This window comes from Ureibacillus aquaedulcis, from assembly GCF_030418165.1.
In the GTDB taxonomy this organism is placed as follows: domain Bacteria; phylum Bacillota; class Bacilli; order Bacillales_A; family Planococcaceae; genus Ureibacillus; species Ureibacillus aquaedulcis.
In genome coordinates this window covers 35,834-59,996 of record NZ_JAUHTQ010000014.1, presented here as the reverse complement: position 1 = coordinate 59,996, position 24,163 = coordinate 35,834, and the positions used below count along the sequence as shown (strand labels likewise).

At 38.0% G+C, this 24,163-nt stretch carries 18 protein-coding genes; 12 read left to right on the top strand and 6 right to left on the bottom strand.

Translation table 11 applies throughout. The annotated features are described in order from the left end of the window. The first annotated feature begins 42 nt into the window (after positions 1-42). The 3 genes from QYB95_RS15525 to QYB95_RS15515 all read left to right on the top strand — a co-directional run bounded on the left by QYB95_RS15525 (position 43) and on the right by QYB95_RS15515 (position 3,302). Entirely contained in the window at positions 43-477 is a 435-nt protein-coding gene (locus tag QYB95_RS15525) for a hypothetical protein (RefSeq protein WP_301139283.1), read from the top strand. A gap of 242 nt (positions 478-719) precedes the next feature. Continuing rightward, complete coding sequence (locus QYB95_RS15520; protein ID WP_301139282.1) at positions 720-1,502, top strand: gluconate 2-dehydrogenase subunit 3 family protein; 783 nt, start codon at positions 720-722, stop codon at positions 1,500-1,502. A gap of 84 nt (positions 1,503-1,586) precedes the next feature. After that, complete coding sequence (locus QYB95_RS15515; RefSeq protein WP_301139281.1) at positions 1,587-3,302, top strand: GMC family oxidoreductase; 1,716 nt, start codon at positions 1,587-1,589, stop codon at positions 3,300-3,302. A gap of 65 nt (positions 3,303-3,367) precedes the next feature. Here the strand turns inward: QYB95_RS15515 and QYB95_RS15510 are convergent, their stop codons facing one another. Both QYB95_RS15510 and QYB95_RS15505 read right to left on the bottom strand, forming a co-directional pair. Next, positions 3,368-5,050: a methyl-accepting chemotaxis protein gene (locus QYB95_RS15510; RefSeq protein WP_301139280.1), complete on the bottom strand. Its 1,683-nt coding sequence runs from the start codon at positions 5,048-5,050 to the stop codon at positions 3,368-3,370. A gap of 304 nt (positions 5,051-5,354) precedes the next feature. Then, positions 5,355-6,266 (bottom strand): TetR/AcrR family transcriptional regulator, encoded by a 912-nt coding sequence (locus QYB95_RS15505; RefSeq protein ID WP_301139279.1) that lies wholly within the window; start codon positions 6,264-6,266, stop codon positions 5,355-5,357. Between the two features lie 144 nt (positions 6,267-6,410). On the opposite strand from QYB95_RS15505, the gene QYB95_RS15500 reads away from it, so the two are divergent. The 6 genes from QYB95_RS15500 (at position 6,411) to QYB95_RS15475 (ending at position 14,816) form a co-directional block, all read left to right on the top strand. Then, positions 6,411-7,982 carry a DHA2 family efflux MFS transporter permease subunit gene (locus QYB95_RS15500; protein ID WP_301139278.1) on the top strand — a complete coding sequence of 524 codons (1,572 nt, stop codon included), beginning with the start codon at positions 6,411-6,413 and terminating at the stop codon, positions 7,980-7,982. A gap of 264 nt (positions 7,983-8,246) precedes the next feature. Continuing rightward, the gene (locus QYB95_RS15495) at positions 8,247-9,458 is read left to right on the top strand and encodes an EAL-associated domain-containing protein (RefSeq protein ID WP_301139277.1); all 1,212 of its coding nucleotides are present in this window, start codon (positions 8,247-8,249) and stop codon (positions 9,456-9,458) included. Positions 9,459-9,639: 181 nt separating this feature from the next. After that, positions 9,640-10,929: a glycoside hydrolase family 18 protein gene (locus QYB95_RS15490; protein ID WP_301139319.1), complete on the top strand. Its 1,290-nt coding sequence runs from the start codon at positions 9,640-9,642 to the stop codon at positions 10,927-10,929. A 172-nt stretch (positions 10,930-11,101) separates the two neighbouring features. After that, complete coding sequence (locus QYB95_RS15485) at positions 11,102-13,333, top strand: YcdB/YcdC domain-containing protein (protein ID WP_301139276.1); 2,232 nt, start codon at positions 11,102-11,104, stop codon at positions 13,331-13,333. Positions 13,334-13,538: 205 nt separating this feature from the next. Further along, on the top strand, positions 13,539-13,997 hold the full coding sequence (locus QYB95_RS15480; protein WP_301139275.1) for a DUF2243 domain-containing protein: 459 nt from the start codon (positions 13,539-13,541) through the stop codon (positions 13,995-13,997). Positions 13,998-14,015: 18 nt separating this feature from the next. Then, a complete protein-coding gene (locus QYB95_RS15475; RefSeq protein ID WP_301139274.1) occupies positions 14,016-14,816 on the top strand; it encodes a cytochrome c oxidase assembly protein in 801 nt (266 codons plus the stop codon). A gap of 181 nt (positions 14,817-14,997) precedes the next feature. On the opposite strand, the gene QYB95_RS15470 is transcribed toward QYB95_RS15475, so the two are convergent. Next, positions 14,998-16,839: a DNA ligase D gene (locus QYB95_RS15470; protein ID WP_301139273.1), complete on the bottom strand. Its 1,842-nt coding sequence runs from the start codon at positions 16,837-16,839 to the stop codon at positions 14,998-15,000. 102 nt (positions 16,840-16,941) lie between these two features. Between QYB95_RS15470 and ku the strand changes: the two genes are divergently transcribed. After that, complete coding sequence (ku, locus tag QYB95_RS15465) at positions 16,942-17,781, top strand: non-homologous end joining protein Ku (RefSeq protein WP_301139272.1); 840 nt, start codon at positions 16,942-16,944, stop codon at positions 17,779-17,781. A gap of 111 nt (positions 17,782-17,892) precedes the next feature. Here the strand turns inward: ku and QYB95_RS15460 are convergent, their stop codons facing one another. Then, the gene (locus QYB95_RS15460) at positions 17,893-18,930 is read right to left on the bottom strand and encodes a PTS sugar transporter subunit IIC (RefSeq protein ID WP_301139271.1); all 1,038 of its coding nucleotides are present in this window, start codon (positions 18,928-18,930) and stop codon (positions 17,893-17,895) included. 269 nt (positions 18,931-19,199) lie between these two features. On the opposite strand from QYB95_RS15460, the gene QYB95_RS15455 reads away from it, so the two are divergent. Then, positions 19,200-19,571 carry a DUF423 domain-containing protein gene (locus QYB95_RS15455; RefSeq protein ID WP_301139318.1) on the top strand — a complete coding sequence of 124 codons (372 nt, stop codon included), beginning with the start codon at positions 19,200-19,202 and terminating at the stop codon, positions 19,569-19,571. A 98-nt stretch (positions 19,572-19,669) separates the two neighbouring features. Here QYB95_RS15455 and QYB95_RS15450 read toward each other — a convergent pair whose 3' ends face one another. Further along, complete coding sequence (locus QYB95_RS15450; protein WP_301139270.1) at positions 19,670-21,631, bottom strand: methyl-accepting chemotaxis protein; 1,962 nt, start codon at positions 21,629-21,631, stop codon at positions 19,670-19,672. Between the two features lie 220 nt (positions 21,632-21,851). Here QYB95_RS15450 and QYB95_RS15445 point away from each other — a divergent pair, with 220 nt between their 5' ends. Continuing rightward, positions 21,852-23,033: an endonuclease Q family protein gene (locus QYB95_RS15445; protein WP_301139269.1), complete on the top strand. Its 1,182-nt coding sequence runs from the start codon at positions 21,852-21,854 to the stop codon at positions 23,031-23,033. Between the two features lie 203 nt (positions 23,034-23,236). Here QYB95_RS15445 and QYB95_RS15440 read toward each other — a convergent pair whose 3' ends face one another. Beyond that, positions 23,237-24,010: an alpha/beta hydrolase gene (locus QYB95_RS15440; protein WP_301139268.1), complete on the bottom strand. Its 774-nt coding sequence runs from the start codon at positions 24,008-24,010 to the stop codon at positions 23,237-23,239. Between the last annotated feature and the right edge of the window lie 153 nt (positions 24,011-24,163).

Below are 24,163 nucleotides of genomic sequence, written 5' to 3'. Positions count from 1 at the left end.
CTCACAATCTAAACTCATAATAATTTATTGGAGGTTTTATCAGTGAGCAAATTATATTATTTATCAACCATATTGCTGCTTGCATTTCTTTTGGTTGGATGTAATTCAGAGGGTGCTATAGATAATGAAACCAGCGATAATATAAACGAAACAACGGATGTTATTGAAGAAGAGCTTGGGGATATGCAAAAAGAAGATCTTGAGGATTCAAACACGGATACACAATTAGAGAATGAACCTTCCGATGCCCAACAGAATAATGGGAACACTGGTACTAACGGCACTAACGGTGCTAATGGAACCAACGGCGATAACGACACTACTGGCAATAATGGAAATAATGGAAATAACAATGACGGCAATACTAATGAAGAACCTTATGTAGAAGAAGGCGATGGTGTCTTTGATCAAGGAAATAATAATGAACAAGACACGACTGAAAGTGAAGAAACTGACAGTGCAGCTGATAATAGATAATAATGTTTAAAAACCGGTCTCAATGGAGATCGGTTTTTTTTGAAATTATTAGTGAAATAATTTTTTGAAACAATGTATATAAATTACTGAAATGGACGTATTCTTATGTATCTTAATTTTCTATTACTAATTAATGACTATACTTCAAAAATAAAGGTTTGGTAATAGAGGATATATAGTATTATCCAAATTTGCCATTAAATTTTATCACCAACATAACATTATTATCGGGAGGTTTCATTATGTCAGAACAAGATAAAAACGGTAAAAAAGAGCCAACACCAGAAAAGCGTTCATCAAGGCGTCAATTCCTTAAAAACTCGGGGTTAACTGTTGGGGGACTTGTTGTCGGTGGTGCTCTTGGAAGCTTGTTCGGGAAAGATACAGCGACTCAAACAACTACCGTTAAAGAAGAACAACAAGCAGCGGCACCTGCAACTGACAATGCCAATCGAGCTTTAATGTTCTTCACACCAGATCAATTTGATATAGCAAATGCTGCGGTAGAAAGAATCTTCCCAGCAGATGAACTTGGACCAGGTGCGCAGGAATTACTGGTTGCTTATTTTATAGATCATCAATTAGCAAGCGGATGGGGCATAGGGGCCAAGGAATATACTTCTGGTCCTTACTATCCAGGAGAAAAAACACAGGGATATCAAGGCAGATTAAACAGGCAGGAGATTTTTGCAATAGGCTTGGAGGCAATTGAAAGTCATAGTATAGCAACCTTCGATAAATCTTTTATCGAACTGACGGAAGAACAGCAGGATCAAGTTCTAACTGATTTTGATGATGGAAACGTTGAAATGAAAGGTGTATCCTCAGACTTTTTCTTTAGTTTACTGCGTTCAACAACAATTGAAGGGGTCTATGCAGATCCACTATATGGCGGAAATGCAAACATGGAAGGTTGGAAGATGAGAAACTTCCCGGGACATCAAATGAGCTACTTCAACCTTATTGACCAAGATGAATATGAAGAGATAGAGCCAAAATCTTTATCATCGCAGCATAATCACTAATTTTATAATAAACACACTCGACCGTGATCAAGATATTAAAACGAACTCGATTGATATAGAGATGAAATTGATTGGAGAGATACGATGGTAACTACATTACCGAAAACAGATGTTGTATTAATAGGTGTAGGGTGGACAGGCGGTATTTTGGCGGCTGAACTATCCAAAAAAGGATACAAAGTTGTTGGTCTTGAACGAGGAAAAGGTAGAAAACTCGATGATTATTTAATGGTACATGATGAATTGCGCTACTCAAAACGCCATGAAATGATGCAGGACTTGTCAAGAGAAACGATAACCTTTAGAAATAACGAGAAAATGCGTGCTCTACCAATGCGTCAACATGGCTCTTTTGTAATCGGGGAGGGTGTAGGAGGTTCTGGAAGTCACTGGAGTGGACAAAATTTTAGATACTTGCCTTACGATTTCCAAATAAAAACGTTGACTGAAGAGAAGTATGGCAAAAACAAAATTGATCCGATCTATACAATTCAGGACTGGGGAATTACTTATGATGAACTAGAACCGTACTACGATGCATTTGAAAAAATGGCCGGTATTTCCGGAGAAGAAAATCCACTTGGTGGAGCTAGATCGAACCCTTATCCAACAGGGCCGATGAAAGTTTCGCCTGTCTTGAAATTATTTAAAGAGGCGACAACCAATTTGGGCTTGCACCCATTTTCGGTACCTTCAGCCAATCTTTCCGAAACTTATACCAATCCGGACGGTATTAGTCGTGCAGCATGTCAATACTGTGGCTTTTGCTCGCGATTTGGCTGTGAATATGGAGCGAAAGCGGATCCAGTTGTAACGGTGGTTCCAGTAGCAGAAAAAACAGGGAATTTTGATTTGCGTACGCATTCAAATGTTGTGGAAATTCTGCACCAAGGCAATAAAGCAACTGGCGTTCGTTTCATAGATACCCAAACAGGAGAAGAATTCATTCAACCTGCCGAAGTAGTAGGGGTGACAAGTTTCGTGCTAAACAACACGCGCTTGCTTTTATTATCAAACATGGGAACTCCTTATGATTCAAAAACAGGTAAGGGTGTAATTGGCAAGAACTATGCCTACCAAAATAACTGTGGAGAAACTATTGGATTATTCGATGATAAACAATTTAATCTATACGCTGGTGCGGGTTCGTTAGGAATGTGTATTGATGATTTTAACGGAGATAACTTTGACCATACGAACTTGAACTTTATCCATGGCGGCAACATTGCATTATTGCAAACAGGAAAAGCACCTATCGGATTTAACCCTACTAAAGAAGAAACTAAAAACTGGGGCAAACAGTTTAAACAAGAATCCATCAAATATTCCAGCCGTCAAATTGCTCTCGATGCTCAAGGTGCCATCATGCCTCACAGGTATCACTATCTCGACCTGGATCCAACGTATAAAGATGCGTATGGGAATCCTCTACTTCGCATGACGTTTGATTATGAGGAACATGATCGTGAAATGGCGAAATTTATCGGGGACCAAACAGAGAAAATCGTAAAAGAGATGGGGGCAACTGAAACTTATACAACAAGAGATCAACCAACATACGATATTGTTCCTTACCAATCGACACACAACACAGGTGGCGTCATTATGGGGGCCGATCGGGAAACAAGTGCTGTTAATAACTATATGCAAATGTGGGATTTCGAAAATGTATTCGTTCCTGGTGCAAGTGCATTCCCGCATAACTCTGGTTATAATCCGACAGGTACTTTGGGGGCACTATCCTACCGTGCCGCAGAGGGTATCGATAAATATCTGAAAAACGGTGGATTGTTAGTATAATCTTGGATAATAAGGGAGAAAAGAGGATGTTCTTTAATAGATCATCCTCTTTTGTGTGTCAGGTCCTATATTTTAAATTGGCCGGTAATTTTATTTAATTGTTCGGATTGTCTTGCCAATTGTTCTGCACTTTCCAGTATTTGTTCCATTAAACTGGATGTTTCTTCCGTGGAAGCAGTCGTTTCTTCAATGCCTGCCGCAGCTTCTTCTGATACACTCGCTATGCTTGAAATTGCAACGTTCATTTCCTCGCCTCTGGCAGACAATTCTTCCAAGTCTTTCGATATGATTGCTACTCCATTTGCCATGCGATCTATTAGTGAAGAAATTGTAGTAAATGTTTGGGAAGTTTCTTTAATTTGATGTGTTCCGCTTTGGACAGCTTCAAAGCCGGATGTTAAGGAACTACTTACATTGACTGCCTCATGTTGTACTTCGGAAATAATGGACGTAATATCCAATACACTGTGCTTAACTTCCTCAGCTAATTTTCTCACCTCATCAGCGACAACAGCAAACCCTTTACCATGTTCTCCGGCTCTCGCTGCTTCAATGGCAGCATTCAAGGCTAGTAAGTTAGTTTGTTCTGCAATTCCTGTAATCACATTGATCAAGGTAGTAATATTATTGACTTTATCGTTTAATCCTTTCACCCGGTCAACGGAATGTTCGATTATTCCCTCAATTTCAACCATTTTTTGTTCTGATTGAAGCATCAACTGATTACCTGAATCTGTAGATGTTTTCACTTCTTCTGTTATTTCCCTGACTTCCTTTCCAGACTGGTTGGTTTGGATCATGCGCTGAATAAACTCCGTTACAGCATCTGCAAGTGTTGCAGAATCTTGGGCCTGATCTTGCGCACCTGAAGCTAGTTCTTCCATAGTCATGGCAATTTGGTAACTGCCTTCCCTCACTTCGTTTGATGAAACAGCAAGCGATTTACTTTGGTTCGTCACAATATCACTTGCTTTTGAGAGCTCTTGCATAATCTCTCTTAATTGGGTACCCATGCTATTTGTAGCATCCATCAACTGAGCTGTCTCGTCTTTGGATCTTGTCTCCAAGTCGGTAAATTTCAAATCCCCTGAAGCAATTTGATGCATACGTTTCATGACAGTCTTTATTGGATTAGCAATAGATCGAGCACTCCATAGGGATAATAGGATTGCAGTTATAGTAACAATTGCTGAAATAATCAGTACTGTAGCATTGACTGTACCAAGTGCTTGAAGTACTTCATCCCCGTCATCAATAATGAGATTTTCTCTATTAGTAGAAAGTTCTTCAAATCCAGCCATGATTTCTCTTCCAAGTGGCTGTGCCTTTTCTTTCATTATTTGTATAGCTTCTTCCGAATTTCCTTTTTCTAATTCAACAAATACTTCATCGGCAACAATTTTTCTCCACTCAATACTTTTTTGGATGAGGGTTTTTGCCTCTTCTGATGCTCCGTTATTCAATATCTGCTCCTGAAGAGAGATACTCATTTCCGTATACTCCATGAATGACTCTTTGAAGGATTGATCTTCGGGGTAGAGTAAGTAACCACGAGCTAGAGCAATACGCTGGGCGATATTGAATGCTAACTTTTCATCTGCTATCAGCAGGGGCATTTCCTCTTCCAGGATGTCATGAACTTTGTTATTCGAATTATGTATTGATAAGTAAGTAATGCTGCTTAATATAAGTATTAATAATATAATTATCAAATTTATCAGCAGTAATTTATGCTTAATACTTTTCATTTGTTTCACCTCGGATGTATTTTAAAAACAATTCATTAAAAGCTATATCGTCCGATTTTAAATAGACTTTATAGATAGAATTTTATCGGTGAAAATAAATTACATGTCAGTATCCAGTAACGTATAAATTAATGAGTTTAGTTGATGGAGCCAACGGATGAACAAGTAAGAAAAAAAGCACGCGTGCAGCTAGTTCATGCTTACACGAGTGCTCCAAATGGGAGTATTTCCATGGTGAACTTCTCTTTTCGTAGAAGTTATAGGGTTTTTAAATCTAGGGAGTTATTTGAATCTAAATTGTTAGTTATATAAGAGAATTATTATTCTTTTCTTCATTCTTGATTTGCAGATATCTCCATAGTGAAACGGATATCTCATTTGCCTCTGCTTCATGGGAAGTGTCCTTGAAAGCATTTTTAAAGGCAGGTAGTACAGCTTCTAAAATATAAGTTTTTTCATCTTTTGTTTGCAGTTCATTTAGCAGGTACTTTGCATATTCGACTCCGCTTTCCGGGTCGTCAGCAGTTAGTTTTTCTGTAAAACCGTGCAGCTGTTGAAGCAAAATACTTTTCGTAATTTGTGTTTCCTCCGCTTTTTGGTGAAGTGCTTGAAATAATTCTGAAGTAATTAAAATGCTATTCGTCTTCTTTAAATGAATCAGGATTCCTTCAACATGGTTTAAAACATTTTTTACAACATCCTCTGGTGTAGCCAATTGTTTAGTGACCATGGCAATAACACGAAAAGTGTTTTGCATCATCGCAATGGCTTGGACAGCACATTCATATGAAAATTTACGAATCTCTTCTCCATAAATATCAACCAATCTAGAAGCAAGCCATTCAATTTCATTTATCAGGTGCTTTTCCAGTACTTGTTTTAATTCGGGATCTTTGTCCCCTGATACAGCCTCAAATATTTGCATTAAGTTTCTCTTGCGATGGACATATGCTATTAACGCCATTTGTTTAAGCAGTACATTTATATCATTCGGGTTCGTATTTAACGCTACTTCTAACCGGGTACTTATAATTTCTTCTCTAGTTTCATCTAGGATGGCAATTAGACATTGCGTCTTTGAAGTAAAGTGATTATAAAAAGTACCTTTGGATACATTAGCTGAAGAAATAATGTCAATAATAGATGTATCATTATAGCCTTTATCTAAAAAAAGTTGTCGTGCAGCCTGTATAATTTGTCTTTTCCTTTTATTCATAACCTCACCTAACTATCCCTTTTATTAAGAATATTATACCGCAAGTATAATTTGAAAACACTTTCATTTCAACATTTTAAACAATAAATATTTTTTTGTTGAAAAAAATAGACTAACGGTATAGAATATATTTCGAGGCATGAAATGAAAAAGAGAGAGAGTGAAAATATAAATATGAACAATAACTTTCAAACACTTGAAAAGCCCCCTTATTTAATGATAGCAGTTCTATTCGTGGGCGCTTTTGTTGCGTTTTTGAATAATACTTTACTAAATGTAGCACTTCCAACCATTATGACAGATTTAGGCGTGACCTATTCAACTGTTCAATGGTTAGCAACAGGATATATGTTGGTGAGTGGGGTATTGATTCCTGCTTCTGCATTTTTAATTACCCGTTTTAAGACAAGACCATTATTTATTTTTGCAATGTCCATCTTCGTTGTAGGTACAATAGTGGCCGCAATTGCACCAAGTTTTCCTGTATTGCTTGCAGGTCGTATGATTCAGGCAGTTGGTTCTTCGGTAATGGCCCCGATTCTTATGAACGTTATGTTGATTAGCTTCCCTGTAGAAAAGCGTGGAGCAGCGATGGGGATGTTCGGGTTAGTAATGATTGCAGCTCCAGCAATTGGTCCAACTCTATCTGGTTGGATTGTAGAGCATTATGAGTGGCGAGTTCTTTTTGAAATGATTATCCCAATTGCGGTTTTAAGTTTATTATTTAGTATTTGGAAATTAGAAAATGTACTTCCAAATAAAAAAGTTACACTGGATTACTTCTCACTGGTACTTTCAACAATTGGTTTCGGTGGAATACTTTATGGATTTAGTAACGCCGGAAACGATGGCTGGACAGATCCAATCGTACTAACAACAATTATTGTTGGGGTAATTGGAGTTACACTATTTGTTCTGCGTCAACTTAAAATAGATACACCAATTTTAAGTATGGAAATTTTCAAGTCACCATTATATGCACTGTCAGCTATCATAAGTGCCGTACTTTCCATGGCAATGATGGGCGGTATGATTTTAACACCTGCTTATGTACAAAATGTACGCGGAATTGAACCATTCGAATCCGGGTTAATGATGTTGCCTGGTGCCCTTGTAATGGCGATTATGTCACCAATTACAGGTCGTCTATTTGATAAAGTGGGGCCGAAACTTTTAGCTATCACTGGTTTAACAATTACAGCAATTTCAACATATTTCTTGCACGAGTTAGATATGGATTCTACTTACCTATACATTATTATGATTTACACAATTCGTATGTTGGGTATCTCCATGGTCATGATGCCAATTATGACAAATGGTTTAAACTCTTTACCAGCTCGTTTAAACCCGCATGGTACAGCTTCCAATAATACGATTCAACAAGTTGCCGGGTCAATTGGTACAGCATTATTAGTAGCAATCATGAATAAAAGAACAACTGCTACTGGTGAGGATTTTGCTGCACAAGCACAAGCGAATATAACTAGTCCAATGTCACAAGAACAAATGGCAGCAATGAAAGCCCAAATTACACAACAAGCATTGCTGGACGGAATTCAGTACTCATTCTTAATAGCAACAGGCATTACAATTGTGGCATTAATCTTATCATTGTTCCTAAAACGGTCAACAAGTCCAGATAGCAAGGCAACGTCGATTGATTCAAAAAATAATGGAACAATCGAACAAGCTAATGCAACATTAAGCAAATAAAATCGTTATATATTACACCTATCACTGTGTACTTTATATAAGAAAAGCCATTCCTTTATTGGAATGGCTTTTTTGTACGCTAAGTACAAATAATAGGGTGCATTTAAATTGCTAAAGTACGAAGTGGGTATTGAAATAATCTCTACAGGAATATAATGACTTTATACGACATTTTCGAAATGTTGGGGTTATCGAATCTTTTCGAACATATGAATTGGTGTATAATGGGGTTATGAAAAGTAGTAAGTCATGGGGGTTTTGTGGATGGATGTGCTTGATTTTCTAGATAAGTTAGATGAAATCAATATTTTATTCGAGCCGATTTATAGTGCAGATGAACATGTTATCGTTGCCTATGAAGTAATTGGCCAGATTAAAAACAATGGGGAAACGTTTAATGTACTAAATTTTACATATGATGACACAATACCTGTAGATATTCGTACCGATGTTGAGCATGCACTTGTCAAAAAAGCAATAGGGTTAGCAAAAGATGAAATTTCCCAAAATCATGTTAGATTGTATCTTCCATGTAACCCTAATTTGTTAATGGAGGACTTTGGTGATCGATACTTCCAATTATTAAAAGATACATTGGGTGAAGAATTATTAACTTATATCTATCTTGTGATACCGGAGCATAAGTTCCAAGGGGAGATTGAACAGCTGCAGCATCCGATTCGTTATATTAAAACCTACGGGGTCAAGATTGCTTTGGATCAGATAGGCTCCGAGAGCAATCTTGACCAAATTTTAATGTTCGAACCAGCTACACTGAAAATTAATGTAAGCCAGTTAAACTACAATGCATGGGGAGCTCAAAACCATGTGTTTACAACGATACAGTCATTGGCAGTAAAAATTGGGGCAGCTTTAATGTTCGATAATATACAAACCGATTATCAGTTGCATCACGCATGGAAAAGCGGGGCAAGATTTTTTAAAGGGATATACCTGCAAAAACCAGCAACTGATTTCATTCCAAAAGATACGTTAAAGGATCGTTTTCGAAATGAATGTAAGCAATTTATTTCTGCCGAGAAAAGATTGCTTGAAAGTAAATTCGAAGAAATGAAGAACCTTGGGAAAAAGATTACGTCGATTGTGGAAGTTACCAAGCCGGATGGCAAAAATGTTGAAAAACTCCTGCAATTAGCCAATCAACTAGAGCAATATGCCTTCCGTTTCTATATTTGTAATGATGAAGGATTCCAAATTTCCCCCAATATTGTTCGGCATAATGGGAAATGGAATGTGGAAGAGTGTGCGGTCGGCAAGAACTGGAGTTGGAGACCGTATTTCCTTTTTAACATCATAAAAATTCGCAATACCGAAAAAGGAAATTTATCGAGTATCTATAGCGATATCGAGACGGGTGAGTTGACTCGCACTTTCTCAATGGCATTAAAAGACCACGAATATCTATTTGTAGATATTACCTACGATTATCTCTATGAACACAATATTGTAAACTAAAGAACAATTCCTATTTGTAGTTTTGCTATGAATAGGATTTTTTTTTTATGTATTTTGAAGGATTGTGTCCTCAGTATATTTTCCGAAATTCTTATTTTTTCAAAAGTATGTTATGTAAAGAGTAATAGAAACATAAAATACTAGGTGTAATTACCATGAACGATAAAAGGGAGGAAATGAGATTCAAATACATGTAGTCCAGTCCGGACAGTCTCTTTTTGGTATCGCACAAGCCTACAGCACAACAACTGAGAGCATCATCGAAGCCAACCAAATAGAAAATCCGCAGCGTTTAGTCATTGGGCAAGCTTTGGTTATTCCGATTACTGGGAGTTTTTATTGGGTACGGCAAGGGGATACGTTATACTCCATTGCACAACGTTTTGGATTGAACGTAAACACTTTGGCGCAATTCAATGGCATTAATGTCAATACACCTTTAAGTGTTGGGACACGGCTATACATTCCACCAATGCAAAAACGGAATGCAGAAGTCAATATTTACATTGAACCAACTGGTGATACAGTTAGCCAGGAATTATTGAATGAGGCAAGAAGTGTAGGACGGTATTTAACGTATCTGGCTCCATTTAGCTATGAAGCAAGAAGAGATGGAAGTCTAGATCCGCTTCCGATTGAGGGAATTCCAGAAGCGGCAAGGGAAGCTGGAGCATCGTTAATGATGGTAGTATCCAATCTTGAAAATGGCCAGTTTAGTGGTGAACTAGGTAGAGCCATTTTGCAAAGTACGGCTGTTCAAGAAGTGCTGCTTGAAAACATAGTCGAAGAAGCTCGAAGAATTGGCAGTGTATCAGATATCCATTTTGATTTCGAATTTCTTCCAGGAGATCAACGACAAGCCTACAATAATTTCTTAAGAAAAGCAGTAGATTACTTACACGGAGAAGATTTGCTGGTGTCGACTGCATTGGCGCCGAAAACTAGTGCCGAGCAGGCAGGTCAATGGTATGAAGCCCATGATTATAGAGCTCACGGAGAAATAGTCGACTTCTCTGTGCTTATGACGTACGAGTGGGGTTATTCAGGTGGACCGCCAATGCCGGTGTCGCCTATTCCACAGGTAGAAGAGGTTATCCAATATGCCTTAACGGAAATGCCTGCAAATAAAATCATGATGGGGCAGAATCTATATGGCTATGATTGGACGCTTCCCTTTGTGCAGGGGGGGCAATATGCAAGAGCCGTAAGTCCGCAAAGGGCGATTGAAATCGCACAAACAAACAATGCTGTTATTGAGTATGATTATACAGCACAGGCTCCACATTTTAACTATGTGGATAATGAAGGAAAAGCACATAAGGTCTGGTTTGAGGATGCAAGGTCCATCCAGGCGAAATTTAATCTTATGAAACGCTTGAATTTGCGAGGAATTAGTTATTGGAAGCTTGGCTTCGCATTCCCGCAAAACTGGTTATTGATTGGCGAGAATTTCAATGTAGTGAAGCGTTAAACTAAAGTTACTGAAATTATAAATATAATAAATGAGTAAAAGGGCAGTTTAGAATGATAAGCTGCCTTTTTGATGCGAAATCTAGGATTATATTAAAAAAAATAGAGATTTCTATTTTTTATTTCCAATATTTATCATACAATATTTCGTATAAGAAAATAGGGGGGATATTTTGGTAAAGTTAAATAAAATTGGAATACCTATTCTGACAGTTGCAATGTCTCTGGGAGTAATGTCTGTTGGGAGTGCCGAAACAATTGATAAACCATTCGCGAATAATCTGCAGATCGAAGTAGCCAAAGCGGATAACATAATCTCGAAAAATGAAGTAGTAAAAAAATTTAAGGAACTTTTTCCGAATGAATTTAACTTCCTCACAATGGAAGATTTCTATCTGAATACAGGTCATTATTATCCGGAAGATGAAACCATTCGATACGATTTAAGCTTTACAAAATTAGTGCAAGGTAAAGATGTTTATGGAAGCGCTACTTTTAAAGGAGATAACCTGGAATTAGAAAGTTTCCACTTTGAACCTGTAAACAAAACAGATGCCCTGTTTCCTGCGAAAATAACGAAGGAAGAAGCACAAAAAATTGCACAGGATTTTATGAAGAAGTTTGCAGGCGGCAAACAATATAAACTAGATAAAAATAACAATGAATATTACTACTATTATTCCAATCAATTATTAACCGAACCAATCCGATACTATTTCTCCTTTATCCGTACAGAAAATAACATCGAAATCGCTGACCAAAGAATGGAAGTGGCGGTTCTTGGTAATGGTGATATCGTTCAATATTCTCAATATCAAACGAGCGATGGAAAAGGTTCTTTTGAAAAAGCAGAGAACTTGTTAAATGAAAAAGAGCTATTAAGTAAAATAAAGGAAAATATGAATCTCCAATTGCAGTACCAAGTAAATTATGACTTCCGATCAGATAAACCTAATGTACAACTAGTCTATACTCCAGTAACTCAATTTACTGGTATCAATGCGATAACTGGTCTATGGCATACAAATAATGGATTTACGGAGAATCTGCCAAATAATCCAAAGGTAGAAAAACTAACGCAACAACCATTAAAACCAAGGCAGGAAGCTATTACAGTGGAGGATGCAAAAGAGGTCGCTGAAAAATTGCTGGCAATTGATTCGGAAGAGGTTAAGCTGAAGTTTGATAGTATTGATGAAAGAACAAACAGGGATGGAAAAGAAACGATTAGCATCAATTACACCTATGAATACCGAAATGGCGGATATGGGACAAGCCTGGACCTGGATAAGCAAACAGGTGAAATTATCCAATATCACAATATTAAAAATGAAGTTTTAATGCAAGTTGGACAAAAAACAAATGATGATAAAAAAATAACTAGCGATGAAGCATTATCTAAGGCAATTGATTACTTAAAAGAATGGGTACCATCTACTTTGCATAACTATATCAAGCCTATTGCCGAGCCCTATACTGATGAAAACTATGGGGTTTATAATTTCACATTCCCAAGAATCGTTAACGGAATTGTTGTAGCAGGAAATGATATTAGTATAGGTATTAATTTTGATGGTTCATTAAGTAGTCTTTATATTAATGCACTAGAACTGGAACAATGGCCAACGACTGATGGTATTCTATCGAAGGAAGAAGCGGAAAAAATTCTCGATGAAGCACTCAATGTGAAGCTGCAATATGCAAAAGAAAATAGTCAAGAACAAACGGAGCATTACTCATTGCTATATACACCGATTTTTAATGAGAAGTCATCCACTTCGATTGATGCAATTAGTGGTGAGTGGACAAGTATATTTGGCGTAGCAGAATATCCAATTGTTACGGATGATGTAGCAGAAGAAGAACTAAATTACCTTATTCAAAATAATATATTAGAAATCGATGAAGATAGCTTCAATGCGGATTCACCAGTAACAAGAGGAGAAGCCTTGAATGTTCTTCTTAAATCAATCTCCTACGTTTATGAAAGAGATTATCCGCAACAAGTAGAAGCCCATCAAACTTTTAAGGATATTGGTCCGGACAATCCATACTATCAGGTAGTGGAACAAGCCGTTAGAATGGGAATCGTGGATTCGGAGAAGGGTAACTTTATGTCTTCCGAAAAGATTACCCGCGAGGAGCTTGCAGTGTGGTATATAAGAGCAATCGGGCTGGAACAAGCTGCAAAACATATGGAAGTCTATCAGCTTAACAACATAAAAGATGCAAAAGATGTAACCTATAAGGGCTACGTGGCATTAGCTAATGCAATGGGTATTATTCCTTCACAAAATGGATTATTCAATCCGAAGAAATCAGTAACTTATTCCGAACTTGCTATATCAACGATTCAGTTAGCGCATAAAGTCCACGAGAATGGTAACGCAAATAGATATTATTGATTGAGTAATGGGAGCTGGCATAATTTATTTATGCTAGCTTTTTTTGTTTTCAAAAACTTTTTCGAAAAAATTGGAATTTAGAAAAAAATAGGGTAATGGTAGAACGGATCACTTTTATTCTTATGAACGTTGGCACAACTTATAGTTTTTACCAAAGGTGGATAAAATGAGAGGAGTGGCAAGACAAAACATGAGGGTGAATTGTATGGAGAAAAGAAAAAGCAGCCAGGATGGACCGTTTAATGTTTGGTCAGGTTTCTTATTTGGAGTTGGATTAGTTGCTTTTATTGATGAAGCAGTATTTCATCAACTCCTTCACTGGCATCATTTTTATGATAAATCAACACCTAGCATCGGACTGGTTTCGGATGGGATTTTTCATGCATTTAGTTGGTTTGCTACAGTGGCAGCTCTTTTTATGTTGGCAGATCTTCGGAAGCGAAATGTGTGGGATAGAGGAAGGTGGATCGGAGCTTTGATTTTAGGAACCGGAGTCTTCCAGTTATATGATGGCATCATTCAGCATAAGCTCCTGCGCCTACACCAAATCCGTTACGGAGTGGACATTATTCCTTATGATATCGTATGGAATGTAAGTGCAGGATTTATGATTATAATTGGATTGATTATTTTAGGGCGGAAAAGATCAACTCAATCAAAGTAAAAAAGCGGGTGAACTATAATGCATAATCATGAAGCCGGAAGTGGGATCTATAGTTTTCTCGATTTGCTGAGCTATGCTTTACCAATGGTATTCACTGTCGGTTATATAGTAATGGTTTATAGAACGAATAAGAGATACAAGAAATGGCCAGGTACACGAATTGTCTTTTGGGTAATTGGTGTATTGTCTGTTACATTCGCAATTGCCGGACCAATTGCTGAGCAGGCTCACTCAAGTTTTACGGCACATATGATGGCCCATTTACTGCTGGGGATGCTAGGTCCGCTGTTTATAGTTCTTTCCGCACCGATGAAGCTTCTATTAAGAAGTGTTCCGATTGTTTCGGGCAGGCTGATTAGCAAAGGACTTAAAAGTTCCTACTTACAGTGGATTACCCACCCAATACTCGCAAGTGTACTGAATTTTGGCGGTCTATGGATTCTCTATACGACGGATTTATATAGCATGATGCATTCATCTTACTTACTTTACGTTCTTGTGCATATCCACGTTTTTTTTGCAGGATATGTTTTTACTCTCTCCATGATTTATATAGAAGTGACACCTCACCGCACGAGCTTTCGGTTAAGAGCGGTTGTATTAATTTTGGCGATGGCATCTCACGGTATATTGTCAAAATGGATTTATGCAAACCCACCAGCCGGCGTTGACAGTACGGATGCACAACGCGGCGGAATGTTGATGTATTACGGTGGGGACGCCATTGATGTAATCATTGTAATTATCTTATGTTATCAATATTTTGGTGGGAGAAATCGATTGTCGGCAAAGAAGAACTACTCGGTTATGGAAGTTTAAAGCAGGTCCGCAAGTAAGCTTCCCAACTCGCAAGTAAAGAGTGTGAACTCGCAAGTAACTTTCCCAATGTTGCAAGTAAAGTAGCCAAAACCCCTAGGTAAAACGGGGTTGGCGTAATAATTAGACTGCCCAACGACCCTATTCCCTAAATAAGATAGGGAGAAAAGCTTAGGTTCACTCCCTATTTTTTCTTTGTTAATTCCACTAACGTTGTTAGGACTGTTTCAAATTGTTGTTTTTCCCCGACTTTGTAGAAGTTGCTAAATAGATCTCCCTTATTTTTGATACGTTCGAGAACGGCGGGTATTGTAAAGTGTTTAGGACTTAAATCGCTATTAACCTCATGCCACTCCAAAGGGGTTGCTATCAAGCCGTGTTCATGACCTCTTGGCGAATAGGGACTAACGATCGTTTTTCCTTCAGCGTGCTGAATATAATCTAAATATAATCGGTTTCCCCGATTCTTTTTCATTCGCTCGATTGTAAACCATTTTGGATTTTGTTCAACTAAAAATCGGCATACAAACTCCGTGAAAATTCTGGTTTCCTCAAATGTAAAGGTATCCTTTGAAAGGGGAATATAAATTTGCAGCCCTTTGCCACCGGATGTTTTAATGAAGGACTCCAAATTGAATTTATCAAATATGGCTTTCATATTCAGTGCTGCTTCGATGGCCAATGAAAAATCATCTACAGAAGGTGGATCCAGGTCGAATACAATTTCTGTAGGGTAAGTTGTATCAATCGTTTTAAAAGGAATATGGTATTCAATTGCCAGTTGATTTCCTAACCATAATAATGTCTTCATATCATTGCAAACTACATATTCAATTTCTTCCTCGACACTTGTCTTGATAAAGCTGGGTGTGTACTCGGGGGCATTTTTTTGATAAAAGCTTTCACCAGGCACACCGTGAGGAAAACGGATCGTTGTTAGTAAACGATTTTTTAGGAATGGTAAAAAGAATGGTGCTACTTCCTGGAGGTAGTATATATAATCATCCTTTACTAAACCAACTGCTGGCCAAATCGGCTTATCTGGATGAGTTATCGCAACGGATTCAGGTATTGGATTTAGCCCCCGCAACATCCTCTTCCAAGTTGCATCAGCCGGGGTCACGTCAAACCGGAAAGCCTCAAAACGCGGCTCTCGAAGTTTTTTGCCATCAAAATCAATACATGCTACATCTACACATATCGATGGAGGAAGTATCCAAGTCGTTGCCGAAGTTTTCGTTCCATTAGCTTGAAAAAAGTTAGCAAGTGTTTGCAACTCTTCGTCTTTAAGGCCATGGCGAAAATTGGTGATTTCTCTTAATTCATCATTATAATAAACCGCTCCATTAAAATAGCCGTTTGTTTGATCAAAAAGAGTAAGAATAATTGTAATGATGCGCCAGTTTTTCACTTTTAGCCAGAGGCTGGATCTTTTACCACTTTCCCAAAGACTGCTTTTTTTCTTGGCAATCATTCCTTCAGCATTCCATTCCCTTATCTTTTCCCAAAGCTTTTCACTCTCACTAGAAACTCCAATTAATTGAAGGCTTCCTTTATCTTTATAGGAAGGGGAAAGTGGCAGCTGTACGCTTTCAAACAAAGACGTTAGTTTAGTTTTACGCACTTCGAGAGAATCCTGCGTAACATCTTCGCCTTCCAGTTGCAGTAGATCAAATGCAATAAAGTTACAGGGAAATTTTCCACTGGATTCGAGTATCGTTTTTTTACTGCGCATTCTTCCACGAGATTGAACTGTCGAAAAGTTGCTCCGGTAGTCATTCTGCAAGTAGACAATTTCTCCATCTAAAAGAATCGGTAAATGGGGGGAAATCCTAGTTTGAATATCATGGCAAAATTGAATGATTTCAGGAAAGTATTCTGTTAATTCTTTATCATTTCGGCTTATTAGCGTTATGCCTGCAGCATCCCATTTTAAAATGCAACGAAAGCCATCATACTTTACTTCGTATATCCAATCATTGCCGGTCGGGACAGCATCTGCCGAAGTTAGGAGCATCGGTTTCATGTCAACAGAACCTCTTTTTTAGTTAGTTTTTAACTTATTTCGGTGGTTATACATAGTTGCCAGCAGAAATCATCATAATAAGAAAAAAGCAGGTGACGAAATTTGCATACAGTTTGGAAAGGCAGTATTAGCTTTGGACTTGTCAATATACCGGTGAAGCTTCACACGGCAACCGAAAATAAAGATATTAAGCTAAGGCAGCTTCATAAAGAATGCAACAGTCCAATTAATTATCAAAAGGTTTGTCCGGTTTGTGAACAGGAAGTAAAAAGTGAAGATATAGTCAAAGCCTATGAATACTCAAAGAATAAGTTTGTTGTGCTGGATGATGATGAGCTTGAAAGGCTGCGCAAAGAAAATGAAGATAAAGCAGTAGAAATTATGGAGTTTGTGAAACTGGAAGAGATCGACCCAATCTATTTTGAAAGAAGTTATTTCATGGCCCCGGATACTGGAGGGGGAAAGGCCTATGCCCTTTTACGGAAGGCATTGGGTGATTCGGGGAAAATCGGCGTTGCGAAGATTACGATTCGCTCTAAGGAACAACTGGCAATTGTACGTGTTTATGGAGAAACTTTAGTCATGGAGACGATTCACTTTCCTGATGAAGTGCGAAGTACAGAAGAGGTCCCCAATATTCCGAGTGAAGAAAAAGTCACTGAAAAAGAGCTCGACACCGCATTGTTATTGATTGAACAATTAACAGCAAAATTTGAGCCTGATAAATACCAGGATGACTATCGAACAGCGTTGATTGAACTAATAGAGCAGAAGAAAAATGGCGAATTAACCGTGACGGTAAGCGAGAAAGAGACGGTCATTCCATCTGACATGACAGATCTAATGGCAGCCCTGCAAGCGTCTCTTGATAAGACATCAACGCCGAAAAAGAAAACGACTACTAGAAAAAGGAAGACAACAGCAGAGAAAAAAGAAGCATAATTCTGTGAATGTTTCTTTTTAGGCTAATATCCAGCAAGTTTTTATCAGTAAAATATAATTAAAAAACACAACTCGACCCCAATCTGGACCTGAGTTGTGTTTTTATTATCATTATTCAAAGTCTAATTTATAATCTTCGTCCTTGATAAGTTTCAATTTCTTCTTAAATACATAGATAAAGATCAGGTTCAGGATGAGTGGAAGGATGAAGAACATGCTTAGCATAATGGCGATGTTCGGTGCAGACCAACCACCCTCAGCCAAATTTATATAATTTAGCGGTCCCACTAAGCCGGATAAACCAAACCCTGCACTATAAGGGGTTCCTTGAACATTGAATACGCCGGCAAGTCCCCCGAGTATGGCAGCGGATATTAACATAGGGATTGCAATGACTGGCTTCATAAAGAAATTTCGCATTTGAATTTTGGGTGATCCCAAGACATGTGCCAAGGCAGTACCCAGTGAGTTTGCTTTGAGACTTGCTAAGAATAATCCCATACCAACTGCAACAATCCCTAAATTCGCAGCGCCAGATCCAATACCTGACAGCATTATAACCGTAGCGATTCCAACCGTTGAAATAGGTGAGATAATGACAACGCCAAAGATGACAGCAAGTAATGCTCCCATTAAAACAGGCTGTAGACCTGTTAGGTAAGCAACAACTTCACCTACAAGACCAGCACTTGTTTTTACATAAGGTAAGATCATGTAGCCAATCATACCAGGCACAACTACTGATAACATCGGCATTAAAAGAATAGAATACTCCTTCAATTTCTCGCCTACAAGTTTAACAAAAAGTACAGCAAGAGCAGCGGTTAAGCCAGAGTTAAGTGTTACACCAATACCATTTAGTGTAAATAGACCCTCAGCAGTTTTTATGATTGCACCACTTCCTATAACAGTGGCAATCCCGACACATGCAGTTTGAATTTGAGTCAGTTTAAACTGCATACCTACCAAAATCCCGGTTAACAGAGGCAGCATACTCATGATAACGACTGTTGCATCAAAAAGATGCTGTAGAGCAGGCACAGAAGGAATGATCAGCTTTAGTATTTCACCAAGTAAAGCATTGGGGATAAGGGCGACCACGATGGCAATACTCATCCCCGTTAAAAGTTTACTGAAGAAGTCTTTCATATGTATAACCTCTTTCTATGAGAATGTTCGATTCTATTATGTAGGTATTAATTATATATGTATAATAATTCAGAATCAACAGAAAGTTTATCGCTTCAACGCGTTAAATTCTAGTTGGTTTAATTAACCTCACTATCCTGGTAAAACAGCTAAAGATCTAAAGTTGCATAGATCGGCTTCCTCTCTTATTTATAGCGTGTTTTTTATTGTCATAGGTATAATGAAAACTATATAGTTAAATTGTTAAATACATAAAAGGAGCATTTATGATGAACGTCTTATTAGTACTTGGTTCAATTTTGGCCTTTTTGGGAGTCGTACTTGGTGCATTTGGTGCCCATGCTTTAAAAGATAAATTTCCCGAGCCGCGCTATGAACAAATTTGGAATACAGCAGTGCAATATCAAATGTACCACGCAATAGGATTAATCCTATTGGGCATCCTTTCGATGGATGCCTTATTGGGGAGCTCTAGTTTATTATCGTGGGCTGGGTATTTGATGTTTGCGGGAGTTATCTTCTTTTCAGGAAGTTTGTATGTCTTGTCTGTAACGGGAGTTAAAAAGTTAGGGGCGATTACACCAATAGGAGGCTTGTTATTTTTGGCGGGCTGGATCCTATTGTTTATTGAAGTGATTTAACTAGCGAAAAGAAGGAGTGGCCTCGAATACCGAGTCCCCTCCTTTTTGTCCCTCTATCGCTTTGGAGCTAGCTCTCAAGCCAACTGCAGGTGTCGGAATTATAGTTTGAAATGGTGGACTAAAACTTTTAATTCATCTGCAAGTAAGGTAAGTTGCTCAGTGCTACTTGAGATTTCATCGATAGAACTGTTGAACTCCTGTGTTGTTGCAGCTGTTTGTTCCACTGCTGCTGCCGTCTCCTCCGAAACTGAAGCGATTTGCTCAATGGAATAATGCATTTGTTTCGTAAGATTGACATTATCATCTAAATTACTTGTGATGTTGCCTATACTTTCAACCATACTTGAAATTGAAGTGTGAATTTTGTTGAATGTTTCTCCTGTAGATTGAATAAGGGAAGAACCTTGCTGAACCTCTTTATAGCCAATTTCAAGTGATGATTCCACAAGATTTGTTTCTACTTGAATAGAGGTAACAATCTTTGTGATATCCTTGACTGAATCTGAAACCTGTTCGGCCAGTTTTCTAACCTCTTCTGCAACTACTGCAAAACCTTTACCATGCTCTCCGGCTCGACTTGCCTCTATTGCAGCATTTAATGCAAGCAGGTTTGTTTGATTAGCGATTGCTTCAATCATTAATACCAATTTTGAAATTTCCTTCGTCTGGTTTTCCAGGCCATTCATTTTAAGGACTGCTTCTTTCATAACCCGATCAATCTTGTCCATCTGCTCATCTGAGGTGTGCATTTTTTCTTTTCCTTCAGCAGTTAATAGAAGAACAGCCTTTGTTGAATTATTTATTTCATATCCTTTATGGCGTGTTTCTTCCATAATCATTGAGAAATCGGTTGCATTTGAAGCTAAGTCGGAAATCGTATTTGCCTGATTTTCCGAACTAACCGAGATTTCTGTCATGGTCGATGCCATTTGCTGTGACCCTGCTTGGATACCGTCTGTTGCTTCTTTTAGTTCAGTACTTTGTTTCGCAACATCAAGAGATGATTGGGATACCTTTAAAATCGTTTCATAAAGTGTATTTTTCATGACATGCATGGAATTTAACAACTGGCCAAGCTCGTCTTTTCTCGTGCTTTGTTCAGTTTTAATTTGTAAGTTGCCGTGCGAAAGTTCATCCAATGAAACGGCAAGATGAACAATTGGCTTAGAAATCGATCTGCTAAAGAAGACTGCTATTATAAGAACGGTAAGTATTGTTCCAACTAGGACGAGGGTAGCAATGAACAAAAGGTGGCCTTGAACCTGTTGAATGATTGAAATGTCCTGCTTTACACCAATGCCTCCGATAATTTGACTGCCAGTTGGATCGTACATTGGCAGAATCGATTCCATTGTATTTTTCTGTTTCAATGTAGACACCTTACCGTTACCTATCTGTGCCAATGTATCTTCCGAAAGTGTTAAACCTTGGCCTGATGGATTGGAAGAATAGATTGTACTTCCTTCCTTATCGTATAAAGTAATGGTTACACCATCCAACTGTTCGCTTAACTGTTCCAAGAATGTGCTTTCAACACTTGTTTGTAGTGTGCCCACTACTGTACTGCCTGCTAATAATGGTGCAAAGGCCCTAACGGAAAGCCCGCTTTGACCGACTTCAAAACCGGAAATCGATTGTCCATTTAGGGCTGCTTGAATGGCTTGTAAATCACTTTTGTCATCTCCATGTTTTTGGGGATTATGTCCGCGCAAAAATACGACTCCGCTTTGATCGCCAAATTCAAAAACGGATACATCATGTTCCTCCTGTAAACGAGGAAAAACACCATTAACTGTCGTTAACAGCCGGGCTCGATTACCTGATTGGTAGCTGGAAATAAGTTGTTCGTTTTGTGAGTAAGAATTTGTTAGATCCAACAGATTGCGAGAGACATTATCTAATTCACTCTGGACATTATGTATCATTTTTTCTTGTTGGTTTTCTGTTAAATCCGAATAGCCCTTACCGGTTACGAAGAAAATAATCGTAGTTATTAAAATTAAGGGGAGAATGGTTAAAGAAAGTAATATTAAGATTAATTTCGCTTTAATCGTCTTCACTTGATGCCTCCTACTATGTGCAACACTGTGTAATGAATGGATTACTGAGTTTAGTTTTGCATACAAAAATTAAATTAACATAATAATGTTCCGATATGATAGGGTTTATTTAAAATTTACAAAATTGAAACAAAAGCGCAGTTGATGTATTTTAAGTTGCAACAAAGAACATGATTTGGGGTAATCTTTCTATATAGAAAATAGTAAGGAAGTGGTCATCATGCTAAAAGAGATTTACGCTGATTTACATATACATATTGGGCGTACTGAAAAGGGGAGAGCGGTTAAAATTACAGGCAGCAAAAACTTAACGCTAAAAAATATACTGGAAACGGCTACCTCGAGGAAGGGTTTAGATTTAATCGGCATTATTGATTGTCATTCGCCGGAAGTATTGGATGAGATGGAACAATTGATTCGTGAAGGGAAAGCACAAGAAATTCCGGATGGTGGTATCCGTTACGAAAAAACAACACTGATTCCTGGTTCGGAAATAGAAATTTATGATGAAAATTGCCACGGGCCAATTCATGTACTGGCTTACTTCAAGACGATTGAAAAGATGCGGGAATTTTCGTTGTGGATGAGTACAAAGCAAAAAAATATTCACCTAAGCTCACAGCGAATTTACTGTAATGGCCGGACTTTGCAGCAAAAGGTAAATGAATTGGGTGGACTATTCATTCCCGCTCATGTCTTTACACCTTTTAAAAGCCTTTACGGAAAAGGTGTAAAGAAAAGCTTGAGTGAAGTGTTTGATCCACAATTGATTGATGGGATTGAATTGGGCTTAAGTTCGGACACGTATATGGTGAAAGGGATGAGTGAACTCGCACCCTATACATTTGTAACGAACTCGGATGCCCATTCACTTGGAAAGCTGGCTCGCGAATATCAAAAAATAAATGTAGCTGATGCCAATTTTGAGGAGTTAAAAAAAGCGCTTCACAAAGAAGAAGGAAGAGCTTTTGGCGCAAATTATGGCTTAAACCCGCTGCTTGGAAAGTACCACGAAACAGTATGTGCTGATTGCGGAGAACAAATTGAGGAAGAGGGTCATACGCGTTGTCCATACTGTGGGAAAGAACATCTCATCAAAGGTGTAGCCAAGCGGATTGCTGAATTAACGGATGCACCATTGCAAGAAGTAGAAAGGCCACCCTATATTCATCAAGTACCACTGGATTTTATCCCTGGAATCGGACCGAAAACGATGACGAAACTGTTGGATGCATTTGGTACGGAAATGAATATATTGCACGGTGCATCGCTGGAAGATCTAAAGGAAATAATACCGGAAAAACTAGCCAACAATATTCATTTAGCGAGAACGGGTAAATTAGGGATTACAGTTGGTGGGGGAGGAGTTTACGGGAAAATTGATAGGTCTCCATCCGAGTAAAGCTTTGGGAAGAAGTGCATTGAAAATAAAAAAACAAGCTACTTTGTTTAAGACGGGGAATCTTAAACGTAGCTTGTTTTAAAGGGATGTATGTCACATGGACATATATTTTATAGCAAATTGGGGAATTTGCAGTTTTGGGTTACCGCAAAAATTTGCTAGGGGATACATTAATAATATAACCAAGTATCTCAAATTTTATATCAAGATATTTGAGAAATATTCATTTTCTCTTCATTCCATTTAAGTCCTTCGAAGAAACGGAAAATTTCCTCGAAAACAAGCTCTTTTTCTTGGTCAAGTGTTAAAATATGACCAGAGTTGATAAAACTTTTAACAGACTTAATGCGAGATTTTACGGAATTGTATATTAAATCTGCGCTTTCGCAGTAATAATCATCATCACGTAGCCCACGTAAAATGTGAACTGGTGTTTGAATTGTTTGAAGCTTTTCACTAGTCTCGTTGATCATGCCTTGTAGATATTCTAATGCAGGCATACGGTATTTTTCGGCAATTTCTAAAGGATGATCGGATTGTTCGTCAAATGTGCCGGCTAATTTTTTATATTTTATCGTATAATCGATAATTCGCTCTTGCAAGCTATCGATACTTTTTGCTAATGCAGGAGCAGACATTGCAACAATTGCTTTTGTAGGACGTTCTTCTCCAAGTTTTAAAGAGAAAATCCCACCAAGTGAAACACCTGCAACTGCGATTTCGTCATAGCCTCTGTTTTTTAGTTCATCATAACCTTCCAGTACACTGTTCCACCATTCAACAGGATTTGTTTGAATAAGTGTCACAGGGTCACCGCCATGACCTTTATACAATGGTGCATGTACCGTGTAGTTACGTTCAGCTAAATATCTGCCCAAACGTTTCACGTCGTTTGTATTTCCAGTAAAACCATGAAGTAGAAGTACAGCGCGATTACCTTTTTCAATCATAAATGGTTTCGGAGGAATGATTTTCATTTTTAATTGGCCCCTTTAAGTAATTAGATGTGACAGACATTCGAACTTTTTATATAAACTATTGTTTTTCTTATTTAAATTTGATATGCAAACTTTATGTCTAAGCTTATTATAGAATTATCAATACATAAGTACAATTTATTGTTTTTATCA

Coding starts and splice junctions, on each gene's coding strand:
- QYB95_RS15520 (WP_301139282.1), top strand. CDS start 720: ATGTCAGAACAAGATAAAAACGGTAAAAAAGAGCCAACACCAGAAAAG.
- QYB95_RS15515 (WP_301139281.1), top strand. CDS start 1,587: ATGGTAACTACATTACCGAAAACAGATGTTGTATTAATAGGTGTAGGG.
- QYB95_RS15510 (WP_301139280.1), bottom strand. CDS start 5,050: ATGAAAAGTATTAAGCATAAATTACTGCTGATAAATTTGATAATTATA.
- QYB95_RS15505 (WP_301139279.1), bottom strand. CDS start 6,266: ATGAATAAAAGGAAAAGACAAATTATACAGGCTGCACGACAACTTTTT.
- QYB95_RS15500 (WP_301139278.1), top strand. CDS start 6,411: ATGAAAAAGAGAGAGAGTGAAAATATAAATATGAACAATAACTTTCAA.
- QYB95_RS15495 (WP_301139277.1), top strand. CDS start 8,247: ATGGATGTGCTTGATTTTCTAGATAAGTTAGATGAAATCAATATTTTA.
- QYB95_RS15480 (WP_301139275.1), top strand. CDS start 13,539: ATGGAGAAAAGAAAAAGCAGCCAGGATGGACCGTTTAATGTTTGGTCA.
- QYB95_RS15475 (WP_301139274.1), top strand. CDS start 14,016: ATGCATAATCATGAAGCCGGAAGTGGGATCTATAGTTTTCTCGATTTG.
- QYB95_RS15470 (WP_301139273.1), bottom strand. CDS start 16,839: ATGAAACCGATGCTCCTAACTTCGGCAGATGCTGTCCCGACCGGCAAT.
- QYB95_RS15460 (WP_301139271.1), bottom strand. CDS start 18,930: ATGAAAGACTTCTTCAGTAAACTTTTAACGGGGATGAGTATTGCCATC.
- QYB95_RS15455 (WP_301139318.1), top strand. CDS start 19,200: ATGAACGTCTTATTAGTACTTGGTTCAATTTTGGCCTTTTTGGGAGTC.
- QYB95_RS15445 (WP_301139269.1), top strand. CDS start 21,852: ATGCTAAAAGAGATTTACGCTGATTTACATATACATATTGGGCGTACT.
- QYB95_RS15440 (WP_301139268.1), bottom strand. CDS start 24,010: ATGAAAATCATTCCTCCGAAACCATTTATGATTGAAAAAGGTAATCGC.